This is a genomic window from Duganella hordei (assembly GCF_040369125.1).
Classification (GTDB): Bacteria; Pseudomonadota; Gammaproteobacteria; order Burkholderiales; family Burkholderiaceae_D; genus Rugamonas; species Rugamonas hordei.
In genome coordinates, this window is the sequence record NZ_BPWI01000004.1 from 382,210 (window position 1) to 401,721 (window position 19,512).

Annotated in this window: 22 protein-coding genes and 1 tRNA gene; 11 read left to right on the forward strand and 12 right to left on the reverse strand. The window is 64.4% G+C overall.

Going from position 1 to position 19,512, the window contains the following annotated elements; genetic code table 11:
• The first annotated feature begins 65 nt into the window (after window positions 1–65).
• Window positions 66–692: a glutathione S-transferase family protein gene (locus ABWW33_RS12345; RefSeq protein WP_353401839.1), complete on the forward strand. Its 627-nt coding sequence runs from the start codon at window positions 66–68 to the stop codon at window positions 690–692.
• 84 nt (window positions 693–776) lie between these two features.
• The gene (locus tag ABWW33_RS12350) at window positions 777–1,253 is read left to right on the forward strand and encodes a hypothetical protein (RefSeq protein WP_353401841.1); all 477 of its coding nucleotides are present in this window, start codon (window positions 777–779) and stop codon (window positions 1,251–1,253) included.
• Here ABWW33_RS12350 and speD read toward each other — a convergent pair.
• Genes speD through ABWW33_RS12375 form a run of 5 tightly spaced genes read right to left on the reverse strand, consistent with a single transcriptional unit; the run spans window position 1,247 to window position 4,747 of the window.
• Window positions 1,247–1,639, reverse strand: a complete 393-nt coding sequence (speD, locus tag ABWW33_RS12355) for an adenosylmethionine decarboxylase (protein ID WP_353401843.1) — start codon at window positions 1,637–1,639, stop codon at window positions 1,247–1,249. The two genes, ABWW33_RS12350 and speD, sit on opposite strands and share 7 nt — an antisense overlap.
• A complete protein-coding gene (locus tag ABWW33_RS12360; protein ID WP_353401845.1) occupies window positions 1,636–1,818 on the reverse strand; it encodes a hypothetical protein in 183 nt (60 codons plus the stop codon). Before ABWW33_RS12360 ends, speD begins: the two co-directional genes overlap by 4 nt.
• On the reverse strand, window positions 1,815–3,284 hold the full coding sequence (locus ABWW33_RS12365; protein ID WP_353401846.1) for a DUF4178 domain-containing protein: 1,470 nt from the start codon (window positions 3,282–3,284) through the stop codon (window positions 1,815–1,817). The genes ABWW33_RS12360 and ABWW33_RS12365 overlap by 4 nt, the downstream gene beginning before the upstream one ends.
• Before the next feature lie 9 nt (window positions 3,285–3,293).
• Window positions 3,294–4,328 (reverse strand): SPFH domain-containing protein, encoded by a 1,035-nt coding sequence (locus tag ABWW33_RS12370; protein WP_176653193.1) that lies wholly within the window; start codon window positions 4,326–4,328, stop codon window positions 3,294–3,296.
• A 32-nt stretch (window positions 4,329–4,360) separates the two neighbouring features.
• Window positions 4,361–4,747: a DUF350 domain-containing protein gene (locus ABWW33_RS12375; protein ID WP_176653192.1), complete on the reverse strand. Its 387-nt coding sequence runs from the start codon at window positions 4,745–4,747 to the stop codon at window positions 4,361–4,363.
• Window positions 4,748–4,813: 66 nt separating this feature from the next.
• On the opposite strand from ABWW33_RS12375, the gene ABWW33_RS12380 reads away from it, so the two are divergent.
• Genes ABWW33_RS12380 through ABWW33_RS12395 form a run of 4 tightly spaced genes read left to right on the forward strand, consistent with a single transcriptional unit; the run spans window position 4,814 to window position 10,302 of the window.
• A complete protein-coding gene (locus ABWW33_RS12380) occupies window positions 4,814–6,325 on the forward strand; it encodes a polyamine aminopropyltransferase (protein WP_353401849.1) in 1,512 nt (503 codons plus the stop codon).
• On the forward strand, window positions 6,325–7,935 hold the full coding sequence (locus tag ABWW33_RS12385) for an NAD(P)-binding protein (protein ID WP_353401851.1): 1,611 nt from the start codon (window positions 6,325–6,327) through the stop codon (window positions 7,933–7,935). The genes ABWW33_RS12380 and ABWW33_RS12385 overlap by 1 nt, the downstream gene beginning before the upstream one ends.
• Before the next feature lie 12 nt (window positions 7,936–7,947).
• Complete coding sequence (locus ABWW33_RS12390; RefSeq protein ID WP_353401853.1) at window positions 7,948–8,790, forward strand: polyphosphate kinase 2 family protein; 843 nt, start codon at window positions 7,948–7,950, stop codon at window positions 8,788–8,790.
• 57 nt (window positions 8,791–8,847) lie between these two features.
• On the forward strand, window positions 8,848–10,302 hold the full coding sequence (locus ABWW33_RS12395) for an NAD-dependent succinate-semialdehyde dehydrogenase (RefSeq protein ID WP_353401855.1): 1,455 nt from the start codon (window positions 8,848–8,850) through the stop codon (window positions 10,300–10,302).
• On the opposite strand, the gene ABWW33_RS12400 is transcribed toward ABWW33_RS12395, so the two are convergent.
• Window positions 10,274–11,347: an extracellular catalytic domain type 2 short-chain-length polyhydroxyalkanoate depolymerase gene (locus ABWW33_RS12400; protein ID WP_353401857.1), complete on the reverse strand. Its 1,074-nt coding sequence runs from the start codon at window positions 11,345–11,347 to the stop codon at window positions 10,274–10,276. The genes ABWW33_RS12395 and ABWW33_RS12400 overlap by 29 nt on opposite strands.
• Window positions 11,348–11,516: 169 nt before the next feature.
• On the opposite strand from ABWW33_RS12400, the gene ABWW33_RS12405 reads away from it, so the two are divergent.
• On the forward strand, window positions 11,517–12,122 hold the full coding sequence (locus tag ABWW33_RS12405; RefSeq protein WP_176653187.1) for a glutathione peroxidase: 606 nt from the start codon (window positions 11,517–11,519) through the stop codon (window positions 12,120–12,122).
• 79 nt (window positions 12,123–12,201) lie between these two features.
• The gene (locus tag ABWW33_RS12410) at window positions 12,202–12,426 is read left to right on the forward strand and encodes a hypothetical protein (RefSeq protein WP_353401858.1); all 225 of its coding nucleotides are present in this window, start codon (window positions 12,202–12,204) and stop codon (window positions 12,424–12,426) included.
• Here the strand turns inward: ABWW33_RS12410 and ABWW33_RS12415 are convergent.
• Window positions 12,421–12,825: a rhodanese-like domain-containing protein gene (locus ABWW33_RS12415; protein ID WP_353401860.1), complete on the reverse strand. Its 405-nt coding sequence runs from the start codon at window positions 12,823–12,825 to the stop codon at window positions 12,421–12,423. The two genes, ABWW33_RS12410 and ABWW33_RS12415, sit on opposite strands and share 6 nt — an antisense overlap.
• A 97-nt stretch (window positions 12,826–12,922) precedes the next feature.
• Between ABWW33_RS12415 and ftrA the strand changes: the two genes are divergently transcribed.
• The gene (gene ftrA / locus ABWW33_RS12420; RefSeq protein WP_353401862.1) at window positions 12,923–13,879 is read left to right on the forward strand and encodes a transcriptional regulator FtrA; all 957 of its coding nucleotides are present in this window, start codon (window positions 12,923–12,925) and stop codon (window positions 13,877–13,879) included.
• Between the two features lie 75 nt (window positions 13,880–13,954).
• Entirely contained in the window at window positions 13,955–14,314 is a 360-nt protein-coding gene (locus ABWW33_RS12425; protein ID WP_353401863.1) for a DUF1428 domain-containing protein, read from the forward strand.
• A gap of 9 nt (window positions 14,315–14,323) precedes the next feature.
• On the opposite strand, the gene pabB is transcribed toward ABWW33_RS12425, so the two are convergent.
• Genes pabB through ABWW33_RS12440 form a run of 3 tightly spaced genes read right to left on the reverse strand, consistent with a single transcriptional unit; the run spans window position 14,324 to window position 17,521 of the window.
• Window positions 14,324–16,174, reverse strand: a complete 1,851-nt coding sequence (gene pabB / locus ABWW33_RS12430) for an aminodeoxychorismate synthase component I (protein ID WP_353401865.1) — start codon at window positions 16,172–16,174, stop codon at window positions 14,324–14,326.
• A 7-nt stretch (window positions 16,175–16,181) separates the two neighbouring features.
• The gene (gene slmA, locus ABWW33_RS12435) at window positions 16,182–16,757 is read right to left on the reverse strand and encodes a nucleoid occlusion factor SlmA (RefSeq protein WP_176653181.1); all 576 of its coding nucleotides are present in this window, start codon (window positions 16,755–16,757) and stop codon (window positions 16,182–16,184) included.
• A gap of 29 nt (window positions 16,758–16,786) precedes the next feature.
• Window positions 16,787–17,521 (reverse strand): pyrimidine 5'-nucleotidase, encoded by a 735-nt coding sequence (locus ABWW33_RS12440; protein WP_353401867.1) that lies wholly within the window; start codon window positions 17,519–17,521, stop codon window positions 16,787–16,789.
• 25 nt (window positions 17,522–17,546) lie between these two features.
• On the opposite strand from ABWW33_RS12440, the gene ABWW33_RS12445 reads away from it, so the two are divergent.
• Window positions 17,547–18,440 carry a TraB/GumN family protein gene (locus tag ABWW33_RS12445; protein WP_353401869.1) on the forward strand — a complete coding sequence of 298 codons (894 nt, stop codon included), beginning with the start codon at window positions 17,547–17,549 and terminating at the stop codon, window positions 18,438–18,440.
• A gap of 34 nt (window positions 18,441–18,474) precedes the next feature.
• Here ABWW33_RS12445 and ABWW33_RS12450 read toward each other — a convergent pair.
• A tRNA-Thr gene (locus ABWW33_RS12450) sits at window positions 18,475–18,549 on the reverse strand.
• Window positions 18,550–18,603: 54 nt separating this feature from the next.
• A complete protein-coding gene (gene argB / locus ABWW33_RS12455; protein ID WP_176653178.1) occupies window positions 18,604–19,497 on the reverse strand; it encodes an acetylglutamate kinase in 894 nt (297 codons plus the stop codon).
• Window positions 19,498–19,512 lie beyond the last annotated feature (15 nt).

Here is a 19,512-nt window from a genome sequence, read left to right on the forward strand (position 1 = left end):
TACAAGACCGTCATCATAGCAAGAGTTATCGTGGCTTTTCCTCACCAACTCAAGGAGACCCCACCATGGCACCACAATTGACGCTGTACCACTGCCCACATTCCCGCTCGACCGGCGTGCTGACCTTGCTCGAAGAACTGCACGCGCCCTACGAGCTGCACGTGATGAACATGAAAAAGGGCGAGAACCGCGAGGCCGCCTACCTGGCCGTCAACCCGATGGGCAAGGTGCCGGCGCTCCGCCACGGCGACGCCGTCATCACCGAGCAGGTGGCGATCTACCTGTACCTGGCCGACCTGTTCCCGGACGCCAAACTGGCGCCGCCGCTGGGCGATCCGCAGCGCGGCCCCTACCTGCGCTGGATGGCTTTCTACGGCAGCTGCTTCGAGCCCGCGGTGATCGACCGGTGGATGAAGCGGGAGCCGGCCGACAAGTCCGCCTGCGGCTACGGCGATTTCGACGACATGTTCAGCACCATGACGGCGCAGCTGTCCAAGGGACCGTATCTTTTGGGCGACAGGTTCAGCGCCGTCGATGTGCTGTGGGGCGCGTCGCTGGGCTGGATGAGCGCGTTCGATCTGCTGCCCAAACGCCCGGAAATCGCCGATTACGTGGCCCGCGTCCAAGGCCGGCCGGCCGCCGTCGCCGCCGGTGAAAAGGATAGCCAGTTGGCCGCCGCCCAAGCGGCCTGATGATTTTTTTGTGTTTAGTGCCCCGCTGGGTTATTGTGTTAAGACTATTGCGATTGGTAAAACAATAATTCATAGGGGTAACGCATGAGCAGGGTAGTCGCTTTGTTGGGCGCCATGGCGCTGACCGGTTGCGCCTCGGTGATCGGCGAGAAGATGCAGCCGTTGGCGTTGCAGACCGTTTTGGACGGCAAGGAAATCGCCGGCCTGGGCTGCACCTTGAGCAACGACGCCGGCAGCTGGACGCTGACCAGCCCGGCCAGCGTCATGGTGCACAAGAGCACCGGCGACCTGGCCGTGGACTGCAAGAAGGACAGCTATGTCGGCAACGCCACCGTCGTGTCGAAGTCGAACAAGGCGGTCTGGGGCAACTTGTTGCTGGGTGGCGGCATCGGCTACATCGTCGACCGCAACACCGGCGCCGGCTTCGACTACCCGCCGAATATCACCGTCACGCTGCGCCACGTGGATATGGCCGGCATTCCATCCACGGCCGCACTGGCGCCGGTGGAGGTCCCGCTGAAGCCCATGTCGCCCAGCCAGGCCGCTGCGCGGGTTTATTGAGGCGGCGCCCGCTTGATCGTATTGATCTGGCTGGAAGCCGGTTTCAAGGCCATTTCAATAATAGCAAGCGCTAACTCCGGCTGGGCGCTGCCGCACATGAAAATGTCGGCGGCGGCAAAGCCGCACTCGGGCCAGGTATGAATCGAGATATGCGATTCGGCCAGCAGCACCACTCCCGTCACACCCAAGCCTTCGCCAAAGCCGTGAAAATGGCTGAACAGCACCTGCGCATGCGCGGCCTGGGCTGCGGTGCGCAGCAGTTGTTCCAGCTGGCCGCAGCTGCCTAAAATTTCGGCAGCGACGCCGCTCAGGTCGGCCAGCACGTGGGTGCCGGACGGCGCATGGACGACCGCGGCCGCGCCGCCGGGAAGCGCTTCGCGTTTCACTTGTGGCCCCCGCCGCCGGAGCCGCCGCCATAGCTGCCGCCCCCGCCGCCGGTATGCGAGCTCCACGTGCTTCCGCGGTAGCCGCTGTTGTAGTTGCTGCCGCCGCTTATGGCACGCATCCAGCTGCTGCCCGAGGTGACGACGCTGACGATGATCGCGTAGATGAAGAATTTGCTCATGATTTGCTGTCGTTATCCATAAACCACGCGGGCAGGTAGATCGCCGCCGCGCCGATCAGGCTGAGGAACCAGGTGCCGGAAAAATTCATCAGCAGCGGGATCGCGTTAATCGCCAGCATGAACCAGATGATGTACTTGGCGGCGTTGCGGTAGCGGCGATTGTCGTTGCCGCCCTTGGCTGTGGACGGCGCGACACGGCCCTTGAACTGGTTGCCGAACCAGGCCTTCAGTTGGTCGGCCGGCACCGGCGAAGAGCGCGACCACGTCATTTCCTGCGCAGTGGTCTCGGACGCGAGCCGCAGCTGGCCGGCCGAAAATTCCTCGACCCGGGTGCGGTCGCCAACCGCCACGCGCCAGTTGAAGGCGCCCGCAGCGAAGGTCACCACCGAGCCGTAGTCATACAGGCGGTTAAACTGCACCTTGTCCACCGTTACCCGCTCCGAACCGGGGGCATACCAGAGCGGCCATTCGGACATCACGTTGGCGCCGGACCAGCCTTCGTCCGTCTCCACCAGCCACGAGAAGCCCGCGCGGGTGCCGTACATCAGGTACTCGGTCCATTCCGTGCCTTCGTCGTCGGCGCGCCGCATCATGCCGATGATGGTGAAGTCCTGGTTGTTGATCTTGGCGGTCGCGCCCAGCTCCAGCGAGGATTCGTAGCGCGTCACGCGTTCGCCCGCCGCCAGCACTTGCGCTTCCGGACTGGCCGCGTCGATCTGCGTCTGGCAGGCCGGGCACACCAGCGTCGCCGTCACGCCCGGCAGGTATTTGATGGCGCTGCCGCAGGAAGGGCAGTCGAGCGCATCGAGCTTGCCGCGATAGCGGCCGGCCGCGCGCTGGATCGCGTCGGCGTCGCGCAGCAGCTGGCATTGCATGCTCTCCAGCGTGACGGCCAGGCCGGTGTAGACCACGGGGCGGGGCGCATCGGAATAATCGAGCGTGATGAATTCCACGCCGCGGCGGAAGTCGGCCACCCTGGCCTGGTAGCCTTCGCCGACCTTGAACGGCAGCTCGCCCTGGCCGCCGATGCAATCGGCGACGCGGATCTCGGCGGCGGTGTAGGGCGCGCCGAAGATGCCGTAGTTGCGGCCCGGCTGCAACTGCTCGAAGGCCGGCAGTTCGCCTTCGCCCTTGTACTCGGCGGTGATGGTGTACATGCCGGACGAGTCGCCCAGCCACGAAGTCTTGCCGTCGTCGAACAGCAGATACCACTCGTTCCACATGCCGGCCGAATAGCGCAGCTGGATGCGGCCGACCACGTTGTACGGCCGTCCGCCCAGCACGCCGGACGTGCCGATCTGGATCGGCGAGTAGTCCTCCAGCACGGACGACATCTTGCCCAGATCCTTGACCGAGTCGGCGTCCTTGAGCACGCTGGTGCTGCAATACTCGCAGACGGCCATGACCGAGGCATGCGAGCGGAATTTGACTTCCGCACCGCAGCTGGGACAGGAAACGATTTGCATGTAGCGCGCTTAGCCGATCAGTTTTTTCAGCAGTTCGGCCTTGGTGCTGTCGTAGTCGGCGGCCGAGATCAGGCCTTTGTCCATCAGCCCTTTCAGTTTTTCCAGGCGGGCTTCAATCGAATCTTCCGCCGGCGCTGCTGGTGCCGCAGCCGGCGCGGCTTGCGGCGCCAGCGTCGAGCCGAGCGCCTGGCCCATCACCTGTCCCAGCGTGACGCCGGCACCCAGGCCGGCGCCGATGCCGGCCATGCCGCCTTCGTTCTGCGCCGCCAGCGGAATCGCGCTGGCCACCTGGTACTTGGTGAAGCCGGCCATCTTGTCGGCGCTCATGCCGCCCTTCATGCCGGCGGAGATGCGCTCGTCCAGCGCGGCCTGCAGTTCTTCCGGCAGGCTGACGCTGGCGACGTTGAATTCATCGAGGCCGATGCCGTAGCGGCCGAACGCCGCCGCCAGGTCGCCCTTGACCTGCTGCGCCATCAGCGCCTGGTTGGCCGCCATGTCGAGGAAGGGCACCTGCGCGCTGCCCAGCGAGCTGGCCATGGTCGCCATCAGGATGCCGCGCAGCTGGTCTTCGACCTGGTCGCGGGTGTAGCTTTCGCGGGTACCGCTGATCTCCTTGAAGAACAGGCGCGGATCGGCCACGCGGTACGAGTACATGCCGAAGGCGCGCACGCGCACCATGTCGAAGTCCTTGTCGCGGATGGTGATCGGTTGCTGCGTGCCCCATTTGCGGCCGGTCTGCACGCGGGTGCTGAAATAATAGACATCCGACTTGAACGGCGAGTCGAACAGCTTGTCCCAGTTTTTCAGGTTGGTCAGCACCGGCAGGGTTTGCGTGGTCAGCTTGTGGGTGCCGGGGCCGAACACGTCGGCGATCTGGCCCTCGTTGACGAACACCGCCATCTGCGATTCGCGCACCACCAGCACGCCGCCGTTCTGGATCTCCTGGTCCTGCATCGGATAACGCCAGGCCAGTACGCCGTCGACTTCCTCGTTCCACTGCAGTACGTCGATAAACTGCTTCTTGATAAAGCTGCCGAGACTCATGATGTGATCCTCATTGAATTAGGAAACGCAAATTAGGAAATGCAGGCGCCGTTGATGACGCCGATGGAAATGGAGATCGCGCCCAGCAGGCCGCCGAACGCTGCGTTGTTGCCCTCGATCTGGTCTTTCGACATATTCAGCACCCGGGTCGTGATCGCATACGCCAGCATCTGCACCACCATCGCGCCGAAGGCCCAGGCGGAGAACTCGCGGTAATCGGCAGTATGCACCAGTGCCGAACCGATGGTGATGGAAAAACCTATCAACGCCCCGCCCAGCGATAGCGCCGCCGCGAAATTCCCCTGGCGTATCAGCAAAACCTCGTCAAAAGGAGTCATCCATGTGTAGGCTTTGAAAAACACGGCCAGCAACACGGCGGCCAGTAAAAGATGAATCAGATAGTTTAGGATGGCGGGCACGGCGCACCTTCAGTTAAAGTGGTGAACTTGGCAATGATTCGTTGATAATAGTTCAAAAAAGCGCAAATGACCAAAAAGATTCTGATCCTGTCCGTGTTCGTGGTTGCTTCCTGTGGGCTGGCCTATGAATTGATCGCCGGCGCGCTGTCCAGCTACCTGCTGGGCGACTCCATCCTGCAGTTTTCCACCATCATCGGTTGCTATTTGTTCGCGATGGGCGTCGGCGCGCATTTTTCCAAGTATGTACGGGATGAGGATGTGCTGTCGCGCTTTGTCGATATCGAACTGGCGGTCGGCCTGGTCGGCGGCGTGTCGGCCGCGATCCTGTTCCTGACCTTTTCGTGGATGGCCGCGCCGTTCCGCACGCTGCTTTACGTGATGGTGTTCCTGATCGGCGCCTTCGTCGGCATGGAGGTGCCGCTGGTGATGCGCGCGCTGAACGCCCGCCAGACCGAATTCAATGAACTGGTCAGCCGCGTGCTGACCTTCGACTATCTCGGCGCGCTGGCCGTGTCGCTGCTGTTTCCGCTGGTGCTGGCGCCGTACCTGGGACTGGTGCGCACCGGCTTCCTGTTCGGCATGCTCAACGTCGGCGTCGCCCTGTGGACAATTACCGCGTTTCGCACAGAGCTGAAAAACGTCGGCGGCCGCATGCTGCGCGCGGCCAGCGTGATGTGCGTGCTGGTGTTCGGCTTCGCCTTCGCCGACAAGCTCACGTACTGGGGCGAGCACGGCCTGTTCGGCGACGAGATCGTGTTCGCCACCACCACGCCGTACCAGCGGCTGGTGATCACGCGCTGGAAGGACGACCTGCGCCTGTACATCAACGGCAACCTGCAGTTCTCCTCGCGCGACGAGTACCGCTATCACGAGGCGCTGGTGCACCCGGTGCTGCAACCGCTGCCCTGGGCCAAGCATGTGCTGGTGCTGGGCGGCGGCGACGGACTGGCGCTGCGCGAGATCCTGCGCTATCCGAACATCGAGCAGGTCACGCTGGTCGACCTGGACCCGGCCATGACGGGCGCCTTCACCAAGCGCGAGGAGCTGGTCAAGCTGAATGGTGGCTCGTTCAGCGACAAGCGCGTGCGCGTCATCAACGCCGACGCGGCGATCTGGCTGCAGCACAACGACGACATGTTCGACGCCGTCATCGTCGACTTCCCCGATCCGTCCAGCTTCGCGCTGGGCAAGCTGTATTCGGTGCCGTTCTACGGCATGGTGAGGAAGCACCTGGCCGCCAATGGTTTGATGGTGGTGCAGTCGACGTCGCCGTTCTTTGCGCCGCATGCCTACTGGACCATCGACGCCACGCTGCGCGAGGTGGGCATGAAGACCTGGCCATATCACGCCTACGTGCCGTCGTTCGGTGAATGGGGCTTCATCCTCGCCTCGCCGCAGGCGGACTACAAGCCGCCGGTGAACTACCGCCTGCCGATGCGCTACCTGAACGCCGACACCACGCGCGAGATGTTCATCTTCCCGCCGGATATGAGGCCGCTGCCGATGGAGCCGAACCGGCTCAACACGCAGTCGCTGGTGCACGAGTTCGAGCAGGACTGGCGCCGGGTGATACGCTGATGCTGCGCCGTTCCTTCCTCGTGTGGGCCGGCGCCAGCGGCGTGGTGGCGGCCGGCAGCGTGGCCGGCTTCCAGCGCTGGCAGGAGATCACGCCGACGGTCCGCTATCCGGGCCGGGACGAAGGCCACTATCTGCGCGACCGCCGCCCGCTGCCGCAGCCGTCGAAAGTTATCCACATCGATATCGCGATACTCGGCTCGGGCATCGCCGGCCTGACCGCCGCGTGGAAGTTGAAAAAACTCGGCCTGTCCGACGTGCTGATGATCGACGGCCCGCAACCGTACGGCAACGCGGCCGGCGGCGCTTTCGACGATCTCGAATATCCGACCGGCGCGCACTATCTGCCGCTGCCGTCGCCGGAGTCGGTGCACGTGCGCGAGATCCTGGCCGACCTGGGCATCATTCAAAAAGACGCGATGGCGGAGAAGCCCTACTACGACGAGCGCTATATCCTGCACGGGCCGGAGGAGCGGCTGCTGTTCAACGGCCATTGGCAGGACGGCTTCATCCCGACGGACGGCGTGCCGCAATGGGAGCGCGACGAGCATGCGCGCTTCTTCGCCGAAGTGACCAGGCTGCGCCAGACCAAGGGCGCCGATGGTCGCCGCGTGTTCGTGTTCCCGACCGTGATGTCGTCGGAAGACCCGCAGTGGCAGGCGCTGGACCGCATCACGCTCAAGCAGTGGCTGGACCAGAGCGGCTACAAATCGCCGACCTTGCACTGGTATCTGAACTACTGCTGCCGCGACGACTACGGCACCCGCTACGACCAGGTGTCGGCATGGGCCGGCCTGCACTACTACTGCAGCCGCTGGGGTCAGGCCGCCAACGCCGGCAACGGTGCCTGGCTGACGTGGCCGGGCGGCTTGCAGCCGCTGGCCAAAGGCATGGAACACGCGGCCGGCGTGCCGCGCATGGCCGGCACCGTGGTGTCGCTGAAAAAAACCGCAGACGGGGTCGAGGCGCTGTGCTTCACGCTGGAAGCCGGCAAGCCCAGCACCTACCTGGTCCGCGCCCGCAAGGCGATCTGCGCCATGCCGGTCAACATCGCCGCGCGGGTTGTGGATAACATCGCCGAATACGGCTTCGATCCGGCCAAGCACATCCCCGAATACGCGCCGTGGATGGTGGCGAACTTCCTGCTCAAGCGCTTTCCGGAAGAGCGGCCCAGCCAGCCGCTGTCGTGGGATAACGTGGTGTACAGCGAGCCGGGGCTGGGCTTCGTGGTCTCCACCCACCAGGACATCCGCGTGCGGCCGCCGGAAAAGACCGTGTTCAGCGCCTATGTCGCGCTGTCGGACCGCAAGCCCCTGGCCGCGCGCCGCTGGTTGGCGGCGGCCAGCCCGGAGGAACTGCTGGCGCTGGCCAGCGCCGATTTGAAGGAGGCCTACGGCGCGCAGTTCGCGTCTTGCGTCGAGCGGGTCGACATCACCTTGCGCGGCCACGCGATGGCGTCGCCGTGGCCCAACTTCCGCAGCAACGCCGGCACGAAGGCGCTGCGCGAGGCGGACGGCAGCATCCTGTTCGCGCATGCCGACCTGTCGGGTTTCTCGGTGTTCGAGGAGGCGGCGTGGTGGGGTTATCGTGCCGCCACGCTGGCCGTAAAGTGATAAGCTTGCCTCATGACACATGACGCCCGCCAGCGCTTCCGCGCCACCGCCAAGCAGAAACTGCATGAAAAATATGCGGATGACGATGCTTTTTCCAGCTGCTCCGCCAATCCGGAACTGAGCAAGTCCAAAGGCAAGGCGCTCGACATCAAGCGCACCGTCGCGCTGATCGACCGCATCTCGGCCTTGCAGGACAAGCTGTACGCGCAGCACAATCAAAAAGTGCTGCTGATCCTGCAGGGCATGGACACCTCCGGCAAGGACGGCACGATACGCGTCATGTTCAGCGGCATCAGCCCGATGGGCGTGAAGGCGGCCGCCTTCAAGGCGCCGACCGACAACGAACTGGCCCACGACTACCTGTGGCGCGTGCACCAGCAGGTGCCCGTCAAGGGCGAGATCGCCATCTTCAACCGCAGTCATTACGAAGACGTGTTGATCACCAAGGTGCAGGGCATGATCGACGCCAAGGAATGCGAGCGCCGCTACGCGCAGATCCGTGATTTCGAACGCATGCTGAGCGAGACCGGGACCACCATCATCAAGGTCTTCCTGCACATCTCGAAGGAAGAGCAGCGCCAGCGCCTGCAGGAGCGCCTGGACGATCCGGACAAGCAGTGGAAATTCAATCCGACCGACGTCGAGCAGCGCAAGAAGTGGGACGATTACCAGCGCGCATACGAGAAGGCCATCCGCGAAACCAACGCGCCGCACGCGCCGTGGTACATCGTGCCAGCCAATTCCAAGACGCACCGCAACCTGGTGGTCGCCAGCCTGCTGCTGGAGACGCTGGAAAGCATGGACCTGGCCTATCCGGCACCGCATCCCGACCTGTCCTCGTTCACCGTGGAGTAAAACGCGCCGCCGCGGTCTGTGGCATAGTGATCCTTTGCGCAATGAAGGAGATCACCCATGCTGCAACTGAAAGATCCGACGCTGCTGCGCCAGCAAGCCTACATCAACGGCCAGTGGAGCGACGCCGACAACGGCGCCACGCTGGCCGTCACCAATCCCGCCACCGGCGAGCAACTGGGCACCATCCCGCTGATGGGTGCCGCCGAAACCAGGCGCGCGATCGCCGCCGCCAGCGCTGCCTGGCCGGCCTGGCGCAAGAAGAGCGCCCGCGAGCGCGCCATCATCCTGCGCAAGTGGAATGACCTGATCCTGGAAAACACCGAAGACCTGGCGCAGCTGATGACGGCCGAGCAGGGCAAGCCGCTGGCCGAGTCGCGCGGCGAAGTCGCCTACGGCGCTTCCTTCATCGAATGGTTCGGCGAGGAAGCCAAGCGCGTCGCCGGCGAAACGCTGGCCTCGCCCTGGCAGGACCGCCGCCTGCTGGTGACCAAGGAGCCGATCGGTGTCTGCGCCGCCATCACGCCGTGGAATTTCCCCATCGCGATGATCACCCGCAAGGCCGGCCCGGCGCTGGCCGCCGGCTGCCCGATGGTGCTCAAGCCGGCCGAATCGACGCCGTACTGCGCGCTGGCGCTGGCGGTATTGGCCGAGCGGGCCGGCGTACCGGCCGGCGTGTTCAGCGTGGTGACCGGCACGCCCAAGGACATCGGCGCCGAGATGACCTCCAACCCGACTGTGCGCAAGCTGACCTTCACCGGCTCCACCGCGGTCGGGCGCCTGCTGATGGAGCAGAGCGCCAAGACGATCAAGAAGCTGTCGCTGGAGCTGGGCGGCAACGCGCCGTTCATCGTGTTCGACGACGCCGATCTCGATGCCGCCGTCGAAGGCGCGCTGGCGTCCAAGTACCGCAACGCCGGCCAGACCTGCGTCTGCGCCAACCGCATCTACGTGCAGGACGGTATCTACGAGCAGTTCGCCGAAAAACTGGTGGCCGCCGTCGGCAAGCTCAAGGTCGGCAACGGCGCCGAGCCCGGCGTCACGCAAGGGCCATTGATCGACGAGAAGGCGGTGCAGAAGGTCGAGCAGCACGTGGCCGACGCGCTGGCCAAGGGCGGCCGCCTGCTGACGGGCGGCAAGCGCCATGAGCTGGGCCACAGTTTCTTCCAGCCTACCGTGATCGCCGACGTCAGCAACGACATGATCGTGGCGACCGAGGAAACCTTCGGCCCGCTGGCGCCGCTGTTCCGCTTCAAGACCGACGAGGAAGCCATAGCCCTGGCCAACGACACCGAGTTCGGCCTGGCCAGCTACTTCTATTCGCGCGACATCGGCCGCATCTGGCGCGTGGCGGAGGGACTGGAGAGCGGCATGGTGGGTGTCAACACCGGCCTGATCTCCAACGAAATCGCGCCGTTCGGCGGCGTCAAGCAGTCCGGCCTGGGACGCGAGGGTTCGCACTACGGGCTCGATGAGTTCCTGGTCATCAAGTACATCTGCCTGGGCGGCATCTAGGCACTTCGCGCACCAGCACGGTGACCGGCGAGACGCCCGTCAGCCGGTCGACCATGCGCTTGACGGCCGCCATCTGGTGGCCGTTTTTCTGTGCGTAGCGCGTGTCGTCATAGGCAAACCAGTCCCAGCATGCGTTGGGATTGGGGTAGGGGAAAATCGCCGTCGCCTGCGGATACAGGATCACTATTTTGTTGGTGTCGGCCCAGGCGTTGTAGCCGGCGCGCTCGATGAAGGTGGTGCCGATATCGTCGAGGTCCTGCAGGCAGCCGTGGAAGGCCACATGCAGCCGGCAGCCGGCGCCGGCGTCCGTGTCGCAGGCCGGCGGCACGTACAGGTAGCCGGTGTCGGCCATGCCGTGCCATCCCGGCAGCGGGATGAACTCCGACTGGTCGAAAGCGATGAAGCGCCCGCTGCGGTTGCCGGTGTTGCGCGGGAACAGCGGGCCGTAGATCCACTTCAGCAGCTCGCCCGCCGCATCGTAGCCGCAGTTGTTGATGTAGGGGCTGCCCAGCGTTTTGCAGCTGCTGCCGTAGCGGTCGGTGGGCATCGCATGCTCGGCCTCCAGGTCGCGCGTGTAGGAAATCCGGTTGGCGTCGACGTAGTGGCGCAGATAGGCGTACAGGTCGTGCATCACGGGCTGCGGCACGACGCTGTCGGCGCTGCCCGAAAACATCCATATCTTGTGGGCGGCCAGCGCGGAGGTCGGATCGATGCTGCCGCCTTCGGCAAACCAGTCGGTAAAGGCGATCAGGTCCTGCACGTGGGTCGAGCCTTGCCGCACGCGGCAGGAAAACAGTTCGGTGGTGCAGCTGCAGCTGGTGGTGGCGGTGAACACGCTGCCCTGCGAGCAGAAGTACGGACCGCCGGCGATGATGCCAGCGCCCGTGACGACGCTGGAAAACGCCACCTCGAACTGCACCGCCATGAAGGCGCCGGACGACAGGCCCGAGACGCTGACCTGGGTGGTGTTCATCGCCGGCAACGAGACGGTCTGCGCGCGGACCAAGCCGGTTATCAGCAGACATAACAACCAAAGAATTCGCATGATGGCCTCCATGCTGGCGCGATCGGATTCCTAGTGTGCGGCAGGCTTTTGGATTTTGCTTAATCCCGCTCAATCGTGTGGAGGACCTGGGCCGGAAATTTCGGGCCTCCCGGCAATTTTGTCGGGTTTGGCATAGAATGATTTCCCCTTCCTTTTTCGGCCGATAACCATGTCCAAGTCCCTTGCCCAGTTGTGCCTGATTTCTTCGCTGACCATGCTGGCCAGCGCTTCGGCGTTTGCCCAAGCGCCAGCGGCGACCGCACCTGCGGCGGCGCCTGCCGCCGCGCCGGGCAGCTGCCCCGCGATCCTGAAGCAAACCTTCAAGCGCCTGCAGGACGAGGCGCCACAGGACCTGTGCCAGTATTCCGGCAAGGTGATTCTGGTCGTTAACACCGCCAGCTATTGCGGTTTTACTAACCAGTACGAAGGCCTGGAAGCGATGTATGCCAAGTACGGCAGCAAGGGCCTGGTGGTGCTGGGCTTCCCGTCGAACGACTTCGGCCAGCAGGAGCCGGGCAGCAGCAAGGAAATCGCCGATTTCTGCTACAACACCTACGGCGTGAAGTTCCCGATGTTCGCCAAATCGGTGGTGTCGGGCAAGGAACCTAACCCGCTGTTCGCCAACCTGATCAAGATCACCGGCAAGGCGCCGGCCTGGAACTTCCACAAATACCTGATCGACCGCAACGGCAAGGTGGTGGACAACTTCGGCAGCAAAGTCACGCCTACCGACAAGCAGCTGGTCGGCGCCGTGGAAAAAGCGCTGGCGATGTAATCCTGCCTGAACTTTTGAGCTTGCCCCGGGTCTGACAGACATGGCCGCCCGGGCGGCTCAATGTTCAGTGGAGGATGCAATGGCGCGCAGCGGCAAGAAAGTCCGAGTCAGTGGAATCGTAGTCCGAGCATCGCCCGGCCGCCCCGAGTGCAACCGCGCCGCCACCGCGCTGGCCGATGCACTCGATCCCGATACCCCCGTTTTCAGCGTCGATCCGCAAGATCCCGACCTGGTGATCCGCGAACTCGACGGCTATGCTGTCCGTGGTTATTTCAAGCGCGGAAAATTCATCGAAATTTTATGATCCCGTGGCCAGGGCGAAACCTTCGTCCAGCCAGCCCGTGATACCACCCGGCATGACTTTGACGGGACGGCCCAGTTGCGCCAGTCGTACGGCGGCGCGGGCGGCGCCGTTGCAGTGGGGACCGGCGCAATAGACTACGAACAAGGTGTCCGCCGGGAACTCGGCGATCTTCGATCCGATGATCTTGCGGTGCGCCAAATCGAGCGCGCCCGGCACGTGGCCGGCCGCGTATTTTTCCGTGCCGCGCACATCCAGCAGGACGAAATCCTGCTGGCCGCCGGTCAGCGCGTCGTGCACGTCCCAGCAGTCGGTTTCATAGCTGAAACTCGCTTCGAAGTGGGCGAGAGCGGCGGCGCCGGGGGCGGCGGGTATGGCGCTGACGAGGGATTTGGCGGACATCTTGATCTCCTTCAATGAGTGGACAGTGACGCCATTGTGCGGCCGCGCCGTCGTCGTCGGCAGTGGCGCATAAGCCATTCTGCGTTAAGATTGCGCCATGAAAAAACATCTTGTCGTCGCACTGGCCTACGACCGCCTGTGCACCTTCGAGTTCGGCTGCACGGTCGAACTGTTCGCGCTGGAGCGTCCCGAGCTGGACGTCGACTGGTACGATTTTGCCGTCTGCGCCGTCGAGCCCGGGCCGATACGCGCAGCCGGCGGCATCATCGTGCAGGCGCCGTACACGCCGGAATTGCTGGAGCGGGCCGACACCATCATCATTCCCGGCTGGCGCGATGCCGACGAATTGCCGCCGCCCGCGCTGCTGGACATGATCCGCGCCGCCCACCGGCGCGGCACCCGCTTGTGCTCGATCTGCTCCGGCGTGTTCGTGCTGGCCGCCGCCGGCGTGCTGGACGGCCAGTGCGCCACCACCCACTGGCGTTATGCCGACCGGCTGGCGCAACGTTATCCACAGATCGCGGTCCAGCCCGACGATTTGTACGTGGATAACGGCCAGGTGATCACCGCCGCCGGATCGGCCGCCGGCCTCGACATGCTGTTGCATCTGGTGCGGCGCGACTACGGCGCCAAGGTCGGCAACCTGGTGGCGCAGCGGCTGGTGGTGGCGCCGCATCGCGAGGGCGGACAGGCGCAATTCCTGCCGCGTCCGATGGCCCAGGGGGAACAGGGCCGGCTGTCGCGGCTGATGGACTGGCTGCGCAGCAATCCGGCGCAGCAGCACACCGTCAACAGCATGGCCGAACGCGCCGCGATGAGCCCGCGCACCTTGCAGCGGCAGTTCCAGCAGGCGACCGGCCTCGGCCCGGTGGAATGGCTGATCCGCGAGCGCGTGGCGATCGTCAAGGAGATGCTGGAAGTGCTCGACGTGCCGCTGGCGCAGATCGCCGAGCGCGCCGGCTTCGGTTCGGAGGAATCATTGCGCCACCATTTCCGCCGCCTGGCCGCGACCACGCCGGGCGCCTATCGCCGCCGCTTCGCCAACACGATCTAGGTCTAGGGTGCGCCGCTTGTCATTTTTGTCAACCTTGGCTAATCTGAATCGCTCAACACAACCAAGGAGACGGACATGCCATACGTAGACGGTTTTGTGATTCCAGTACCCAAGGACAAGGTGGAGGAGTACAAGAAGATGTCGCTCGAGTGCGGCAAGGTGTGGAAGGAATTCGGCGCGCTGGAATTCCGCGAATGCATAGGCGACGATGTCCCGCCCGGCAAGATCACTTCCTTCCCGCTCAGCGTGGAGTTGAAGGAAGACGAGGCGGTGGTGTTTTCATGGATCGTCTACGAATCCCGCGCCGCGCGCGACGCCATCAACGACAAGGTGATGAAGGATCCGCGCATCGCAGCCTACATGGATCCGAAGAACATGCCCTTCGACGGCAAGCGCATGATCTTTGGCGGCTTCGAGATGATGATCGACATGTGAGGCCGGGCCTCAGGCCAGCGTCGCCCTCATCGCACCGCGCAACGCGTTGCAGACGACGATCTCGTCGGCCGTTTCCAGCATCGCGCGGGTGATGACCGCCTCGCTGGCGTTCGATTGCGGATCGTCCAGCATCACGGCGCGCATCACGCCGGGCAGGATGCCGCTGCTTAAAGGCGGCGTGAGCCAGCGGCCGGCTACGCGCACGAACACATTGCTGCGGCCGCCCTCCGTCAATTCTCCGCGTTCGTTGAAGAACAGCGTATCGAACGCGCCCTTCGCTTCGGCCTCGCGCCAGGCGGCGTCGTAGCGGGTGCGGATGCTGGTCTTATGGCGCAGGAACAGGTCGCCCGAATGCGTCGTGTCCGGTGCCAGCAGCACGCGCACCGGTTCGGCCAACGGCGCCAGCGGCGCGTGCTGCACCGAGAATGCGCCCGATGGGCTCAGCGCCAGGCGCAAGCGGTAGTCGATGCCGGCGTCCAGCATCGCGCAGGCGGTGTCGAGGTAGGCATCGGCCGCCGCCGCATCCCAGGAAAAACCGAAGTACTTCGCCGATGCGGCCAGCCGCGCCAGATGACGTTGGCGATGGCGCGCGCCATCGCGGGTGGCGCGCATGGTTTCGAAAATCTCGAAGTCGTTTTTCAGGCCGGTGAGGAAGCGCGCCTTCAGCTGGCATTCGGCGTATTCCTCCAGCGGGTCGCTGTCGAAGACGATGCCGGCGCCGACGCCCATCTCGCCTTTGCGCAAGCCGTTCGGGCTGTCCGGCGCCCGCAGCGTCAGCGTGCGGATCGGCACCGACATGCAGAAGTCGCCGACCTTGCCGTCCGCGCGCGGATCGAACCAGCCGATGGCGCCGGTGTAGACGCCGCGCGGGTCCGGCTCCAGTTCGCGGATGATCTCCATCGTGCGCCGCTTCGGTGCGCCGGTGATCGAGCCGCACGGGTAGAGCGCGTTGAAGATATCGGCCAGCGTGGCATCCTCGCGCAGCCTGGCGGTGATGGTCGAGGTCATCTGCAGCACGCTGCTGTAGCGGTGCACTTCGAACAGTGCCGGCACTTCCACCGAGCCGGTTTGCGCGATGCGGGCGATGTCGTTGCGCAGCAGGTCGACGATCATCAGGTTCTCGGCGCGGTTCTTCGGATCGGCAGCCAGCACGGTGGCGCGCTGGATGTTGTCGGCGGCCTGCGCAGACGGCGCGGCGGGCGCCGTGCCTTTCATCGGCCGCGCGGTGATCACGCCGTTCTCGTGGCGCGCAAACAGCTCGGGCGACAGCGACAGGATGGCAGTGCCGTCGTCCAGCCGCACCAGAGCGCCGTAAGGAACCGGCTGGCGGCCGCGCAGGCGGGCGTACAGCGCGTGGATGCTGCCAAACGCGTCAAAACGCAGCCTGTAGGTGTAATTGACCTGGTAGGTGTCGCCGGCCTCGATGTAGTCGCGGATGCGCGCCAGCGCGCCGGTGAAGGCTTCCTGGTCGATGTTGGCGCGGATGTTGGCGATGCCGGCCGGTCGCTCGATCGGGAAGGAGCGCGCCGCCAGCCAATCGCCGACTTCGGATGCGGACAGCTGCGTGCAATCCTTGAACAGCAGGACTTGCGCCAGCGGCAATGGCAAGGCCGGATCGGCAGGCGCCGGCGCCGCGCCGAGTTCGAGCAGCTCGGCACCCAGTTCGTAGCTGCACACGGTGACCGCGTATTCGCCGCGCGTCAGCGCCGCTTGCATTTGCGTCAGCAGTTGCGGCCACTGGCCGATGTCGTCGCAGCGCAGCGTGGCGGTATGGCCGGTGTACAGGCGCGAGCGCGCGTCCGGGGCTTGTGTGCCTTCGGGGCTGGCGTCGTCGAGCAGTGCGAAAACTTCGTCGTTCATGTTCAACTTACGAAAGCAGCAGGGCGATTTGCAGCGGTGCGTCCTGCGACGGGTTGTTCTTGAAGCCGCTCTTGGCGTAGCGGTGCCAGCGGCCGATGACGAAGCTGGCCAGCATGCCGGCGCGCGCGTTCACGTCCGCTTCATGTCCATGGCCTTCGGTGACGGCCAGCCGCAAGGCCTGCTTCAGCGCCAGCTCGACGCGGTCGTAAAACTGGTTCATGCGCGCCTGCAGCCGCTCGTCCTCGTTGACCAGCGCATCGCCGATCAGCACCCGCGTCATGCCCGGGTTCTGGCTGGCGAAATGCAGCAGCATGCCGACGATATCACGCGCCTGGGCGGCGCCGTCGCTCTGGCGGTCGGCGATCTGGTTGATCAGGCCGAACACCGTCGACTCGATGAACTCGATCAGCCCCTCGAACATCTGCGCCTTGCTGGCGAAGTGCCGGTACAGCGCGGCTTCGGAAAACTCCAGCTTGCGCGCCAGCGCGGCGGTGGTGATCTTGTCGCCCTTGGGCTGTTCCAGCATCTCCGCCAGCGCCTGCAGGATTTGCATGCGGCGCTGGCCCGGCGGTGTGCTTGCCATGTGATCTCGCGAGTAAATGGATGGGTTGGTTAATGCAGGTGACGCAGGTAATGCAGGCGTGCCGGTAAATTCCTGACAGATTTTACTTTGACATCGACATAAGCGGGGCGATTTAGCCTTTTTTGCGGATGGGCCAGGCCGATGGCGTCGCCCACCTCCAGGTATTGCGTGACCCACGCCGTGCGCATGCCCAGCTCGTGCGCGCTGCGCAGGTTGGCCAGCGTGTCCTCGACCAGGATGCAGCGGCCGGGCGCCAGCCTGTGGCGGCGCATCAGTTTGCGCAGCAGCAGCTTCGACGGCTTGGGCCGCATCTGCCGGTGCACCGTCATCGCCTCCACCGATATGTGGTGGCTGAATTCGCGCTGCAGTCCCAGGTGGCGCAGCACCTGCGTCGAGTAGCGGTGCGGCGCGTTGGTCAGCAGGATCTTGCGGCCGGGCAGGCGGCGCAGCAGCTGGCGCAGGCCGCGCTCGGCGCGGATCATCGCCGTCAGGCCGGCGATCGCATGGGTTTCGTGCAGAAAGTGCTCGGCCCGCACGCCGTGGTGCTTGACCAGTCCCAGCATGGTGGCGCCGTAGCGCCGCCAGTACATGGTGCGCGCCGCGTTGACGGCGTCCTCGCCGGCCGGCGTCACGCCGTCGCCCAGCACATTGGCGATGTAGACGTTCATGTTGGCCATGATCGTCGGGAAGATCGCGTGCGAGGCGTTGTGCAGGGTGTTATCGAGATCGAACAGCCACACCGGGGAGTTGCGAGTAATATTCACTTCAGAGCCATCTTTAAAGGAAACCATGCTGCGCCAGATTATAGTGATGTTCTGCGGTTTGTTCTGGTTTGTCCTCAGTCCGGCCTGGGCGGTCGACAAGCACGGCGCGCTGTTCAAGGTGGAGCACGGCGGACACACGCTGTACCTGTTCGGCACCATCCACGTCGGCGCCGCGGATTTCTATCCGCTGGAGCCGCGCGTGGCGGACGTGATAGCCAGGGCGCCGGTGCTGGCGCTGGAGATCGATCCGCTGGGCGACCAGCAGCAGCTGACGCGCGCCGTGCAACGGCACGGCATGGTGATGCGCGGCGGGCCGGCGGGGCCGGCGCTGTCGGCGTCGTGGCGGCTGCGGCTGGAGCGCTTGCTGAAGCAGTACGGCATCGAGCCGGAGACGGTGGCGCCGATGAAGCCGTGGCTGCTGGCCAGCCTGCTGACGGTGAGCGAATTCTCGGCGCAGGGCTACGATGCGGCGCTGGCGGTGGACGGCTACCTGTCCAAACAGGCGCATGCGCGCGGCCAGAAAATCGTCGAGCTGGAATCGGCGGACAGCCAGATGGCGCTGTTCGACAAGATGAGCGCCGCCGACCAGCTGAAGTTCTTGGAGGAGGCCATCGCCGGCATCGAGGACAAGGAGCAGGCCAACCAGGCACGCGAGATCGCCGACGCCTGGCGCAGGGCCGATATCGCCGGGCTGGACGCGCTGGCGGCCAAGGCGGCGAGGGACGACAGCTTCTCCGGCCGCTTCGTGCAGAAGGTCCTGCTGGACGGGCGCAATCCGGCGCTGGCCGACGGCATGGTCAAGCTGATGGCGCGCGAAAACAACAGCCTGGCGGCGATCGGCATTTTGCACCTGATCGGAAACGGAAGCGTGCCGGAACTGCTGCGCAAGCGCGGGCTCAAGGTGGAGCGGATTTACTAGTCGGGGAGGGTACTGCAGAGGTGAAGCCGAAAGATGGTGCCCTTTACGTGGATTGAACACGTGGCCTCTCCCTTACCAAGGGAGTGCTCTACCACTGAGCTAAAAGGGCGTACTGGTATGGCGATGCACTTGAAATCGCGGCAAAATGTGCATCGCCGTTTTTTCAGTGAGACCGGATCATAGTGCCAAAAGCCTGTTCGGTCAACACCTCGAGCAATAAACTGTGTTCAATTCGCCCGTCGATGATGTGAACGGTGTTGACGCCGGACTTCGCCGCATCCAGTGCTGATGAAATTTTAGGCAGCATGCCGCCCGAAATCGTACCGTCGGCGAACATCTCGTCGATCTCGCGCGCCGACAGGTCGGTCACCAGATTGCCCTGCTTGTCCTGCACGCCGGCGATGTTGGTCATCATGATCAGCTTTTCAGCCTTCAGGATTTCCGCGATCTTGCCGGCGACGACGTCGGCGTTGATGTTGTAGGCCTGGCCATCCTGGCCGAAGCCGATCGGCGAAATGATCGGGATGAAGGCGTCGTCCTGCAGCGCCTTGACCACGGCCGGGTTGATCGCGTCGATCTCGCCGACGAAGCCGATGTCGAGGAACTGGCCCGGATTGTCCTTGTCCGGCATGGACATCTTCTTGGCGCGTATCAGGCCGCCGTCCTTGCCGGTCAGGCCCACCGCCTGGCCGCCGTAGTGATTGATCAGCATGACGATGTCCTGCTGGACTTCGCCGCCCAGCACCCACTCCACCACTTCCATGGTTTCTTCGTCGGTGATCCGCATGCCCTGCACGAAGGTGCCCTGCTTGCCGATTTTCTTCAGCGCGTTGTCGATCTGCGGACCGCCGCCGTGCACCACGACCGGGTTCATGCCCACCAGCTTGAGCAAAATGACATCGCGGGCGAAGCCGTGTTTCAGGCGCTCGTCGGTCATGGCATTGCCGCCGTATTTGATGACAATCGTCTTGCCGTGGAAGTTACGGATATAGGGCAGGGCCTCGGCCAGGATCTGCGCCTTGATCTGCGGTGCCACCGCGGTCAAGTCGTCAGTCATGCCTAAGTTAAGGTT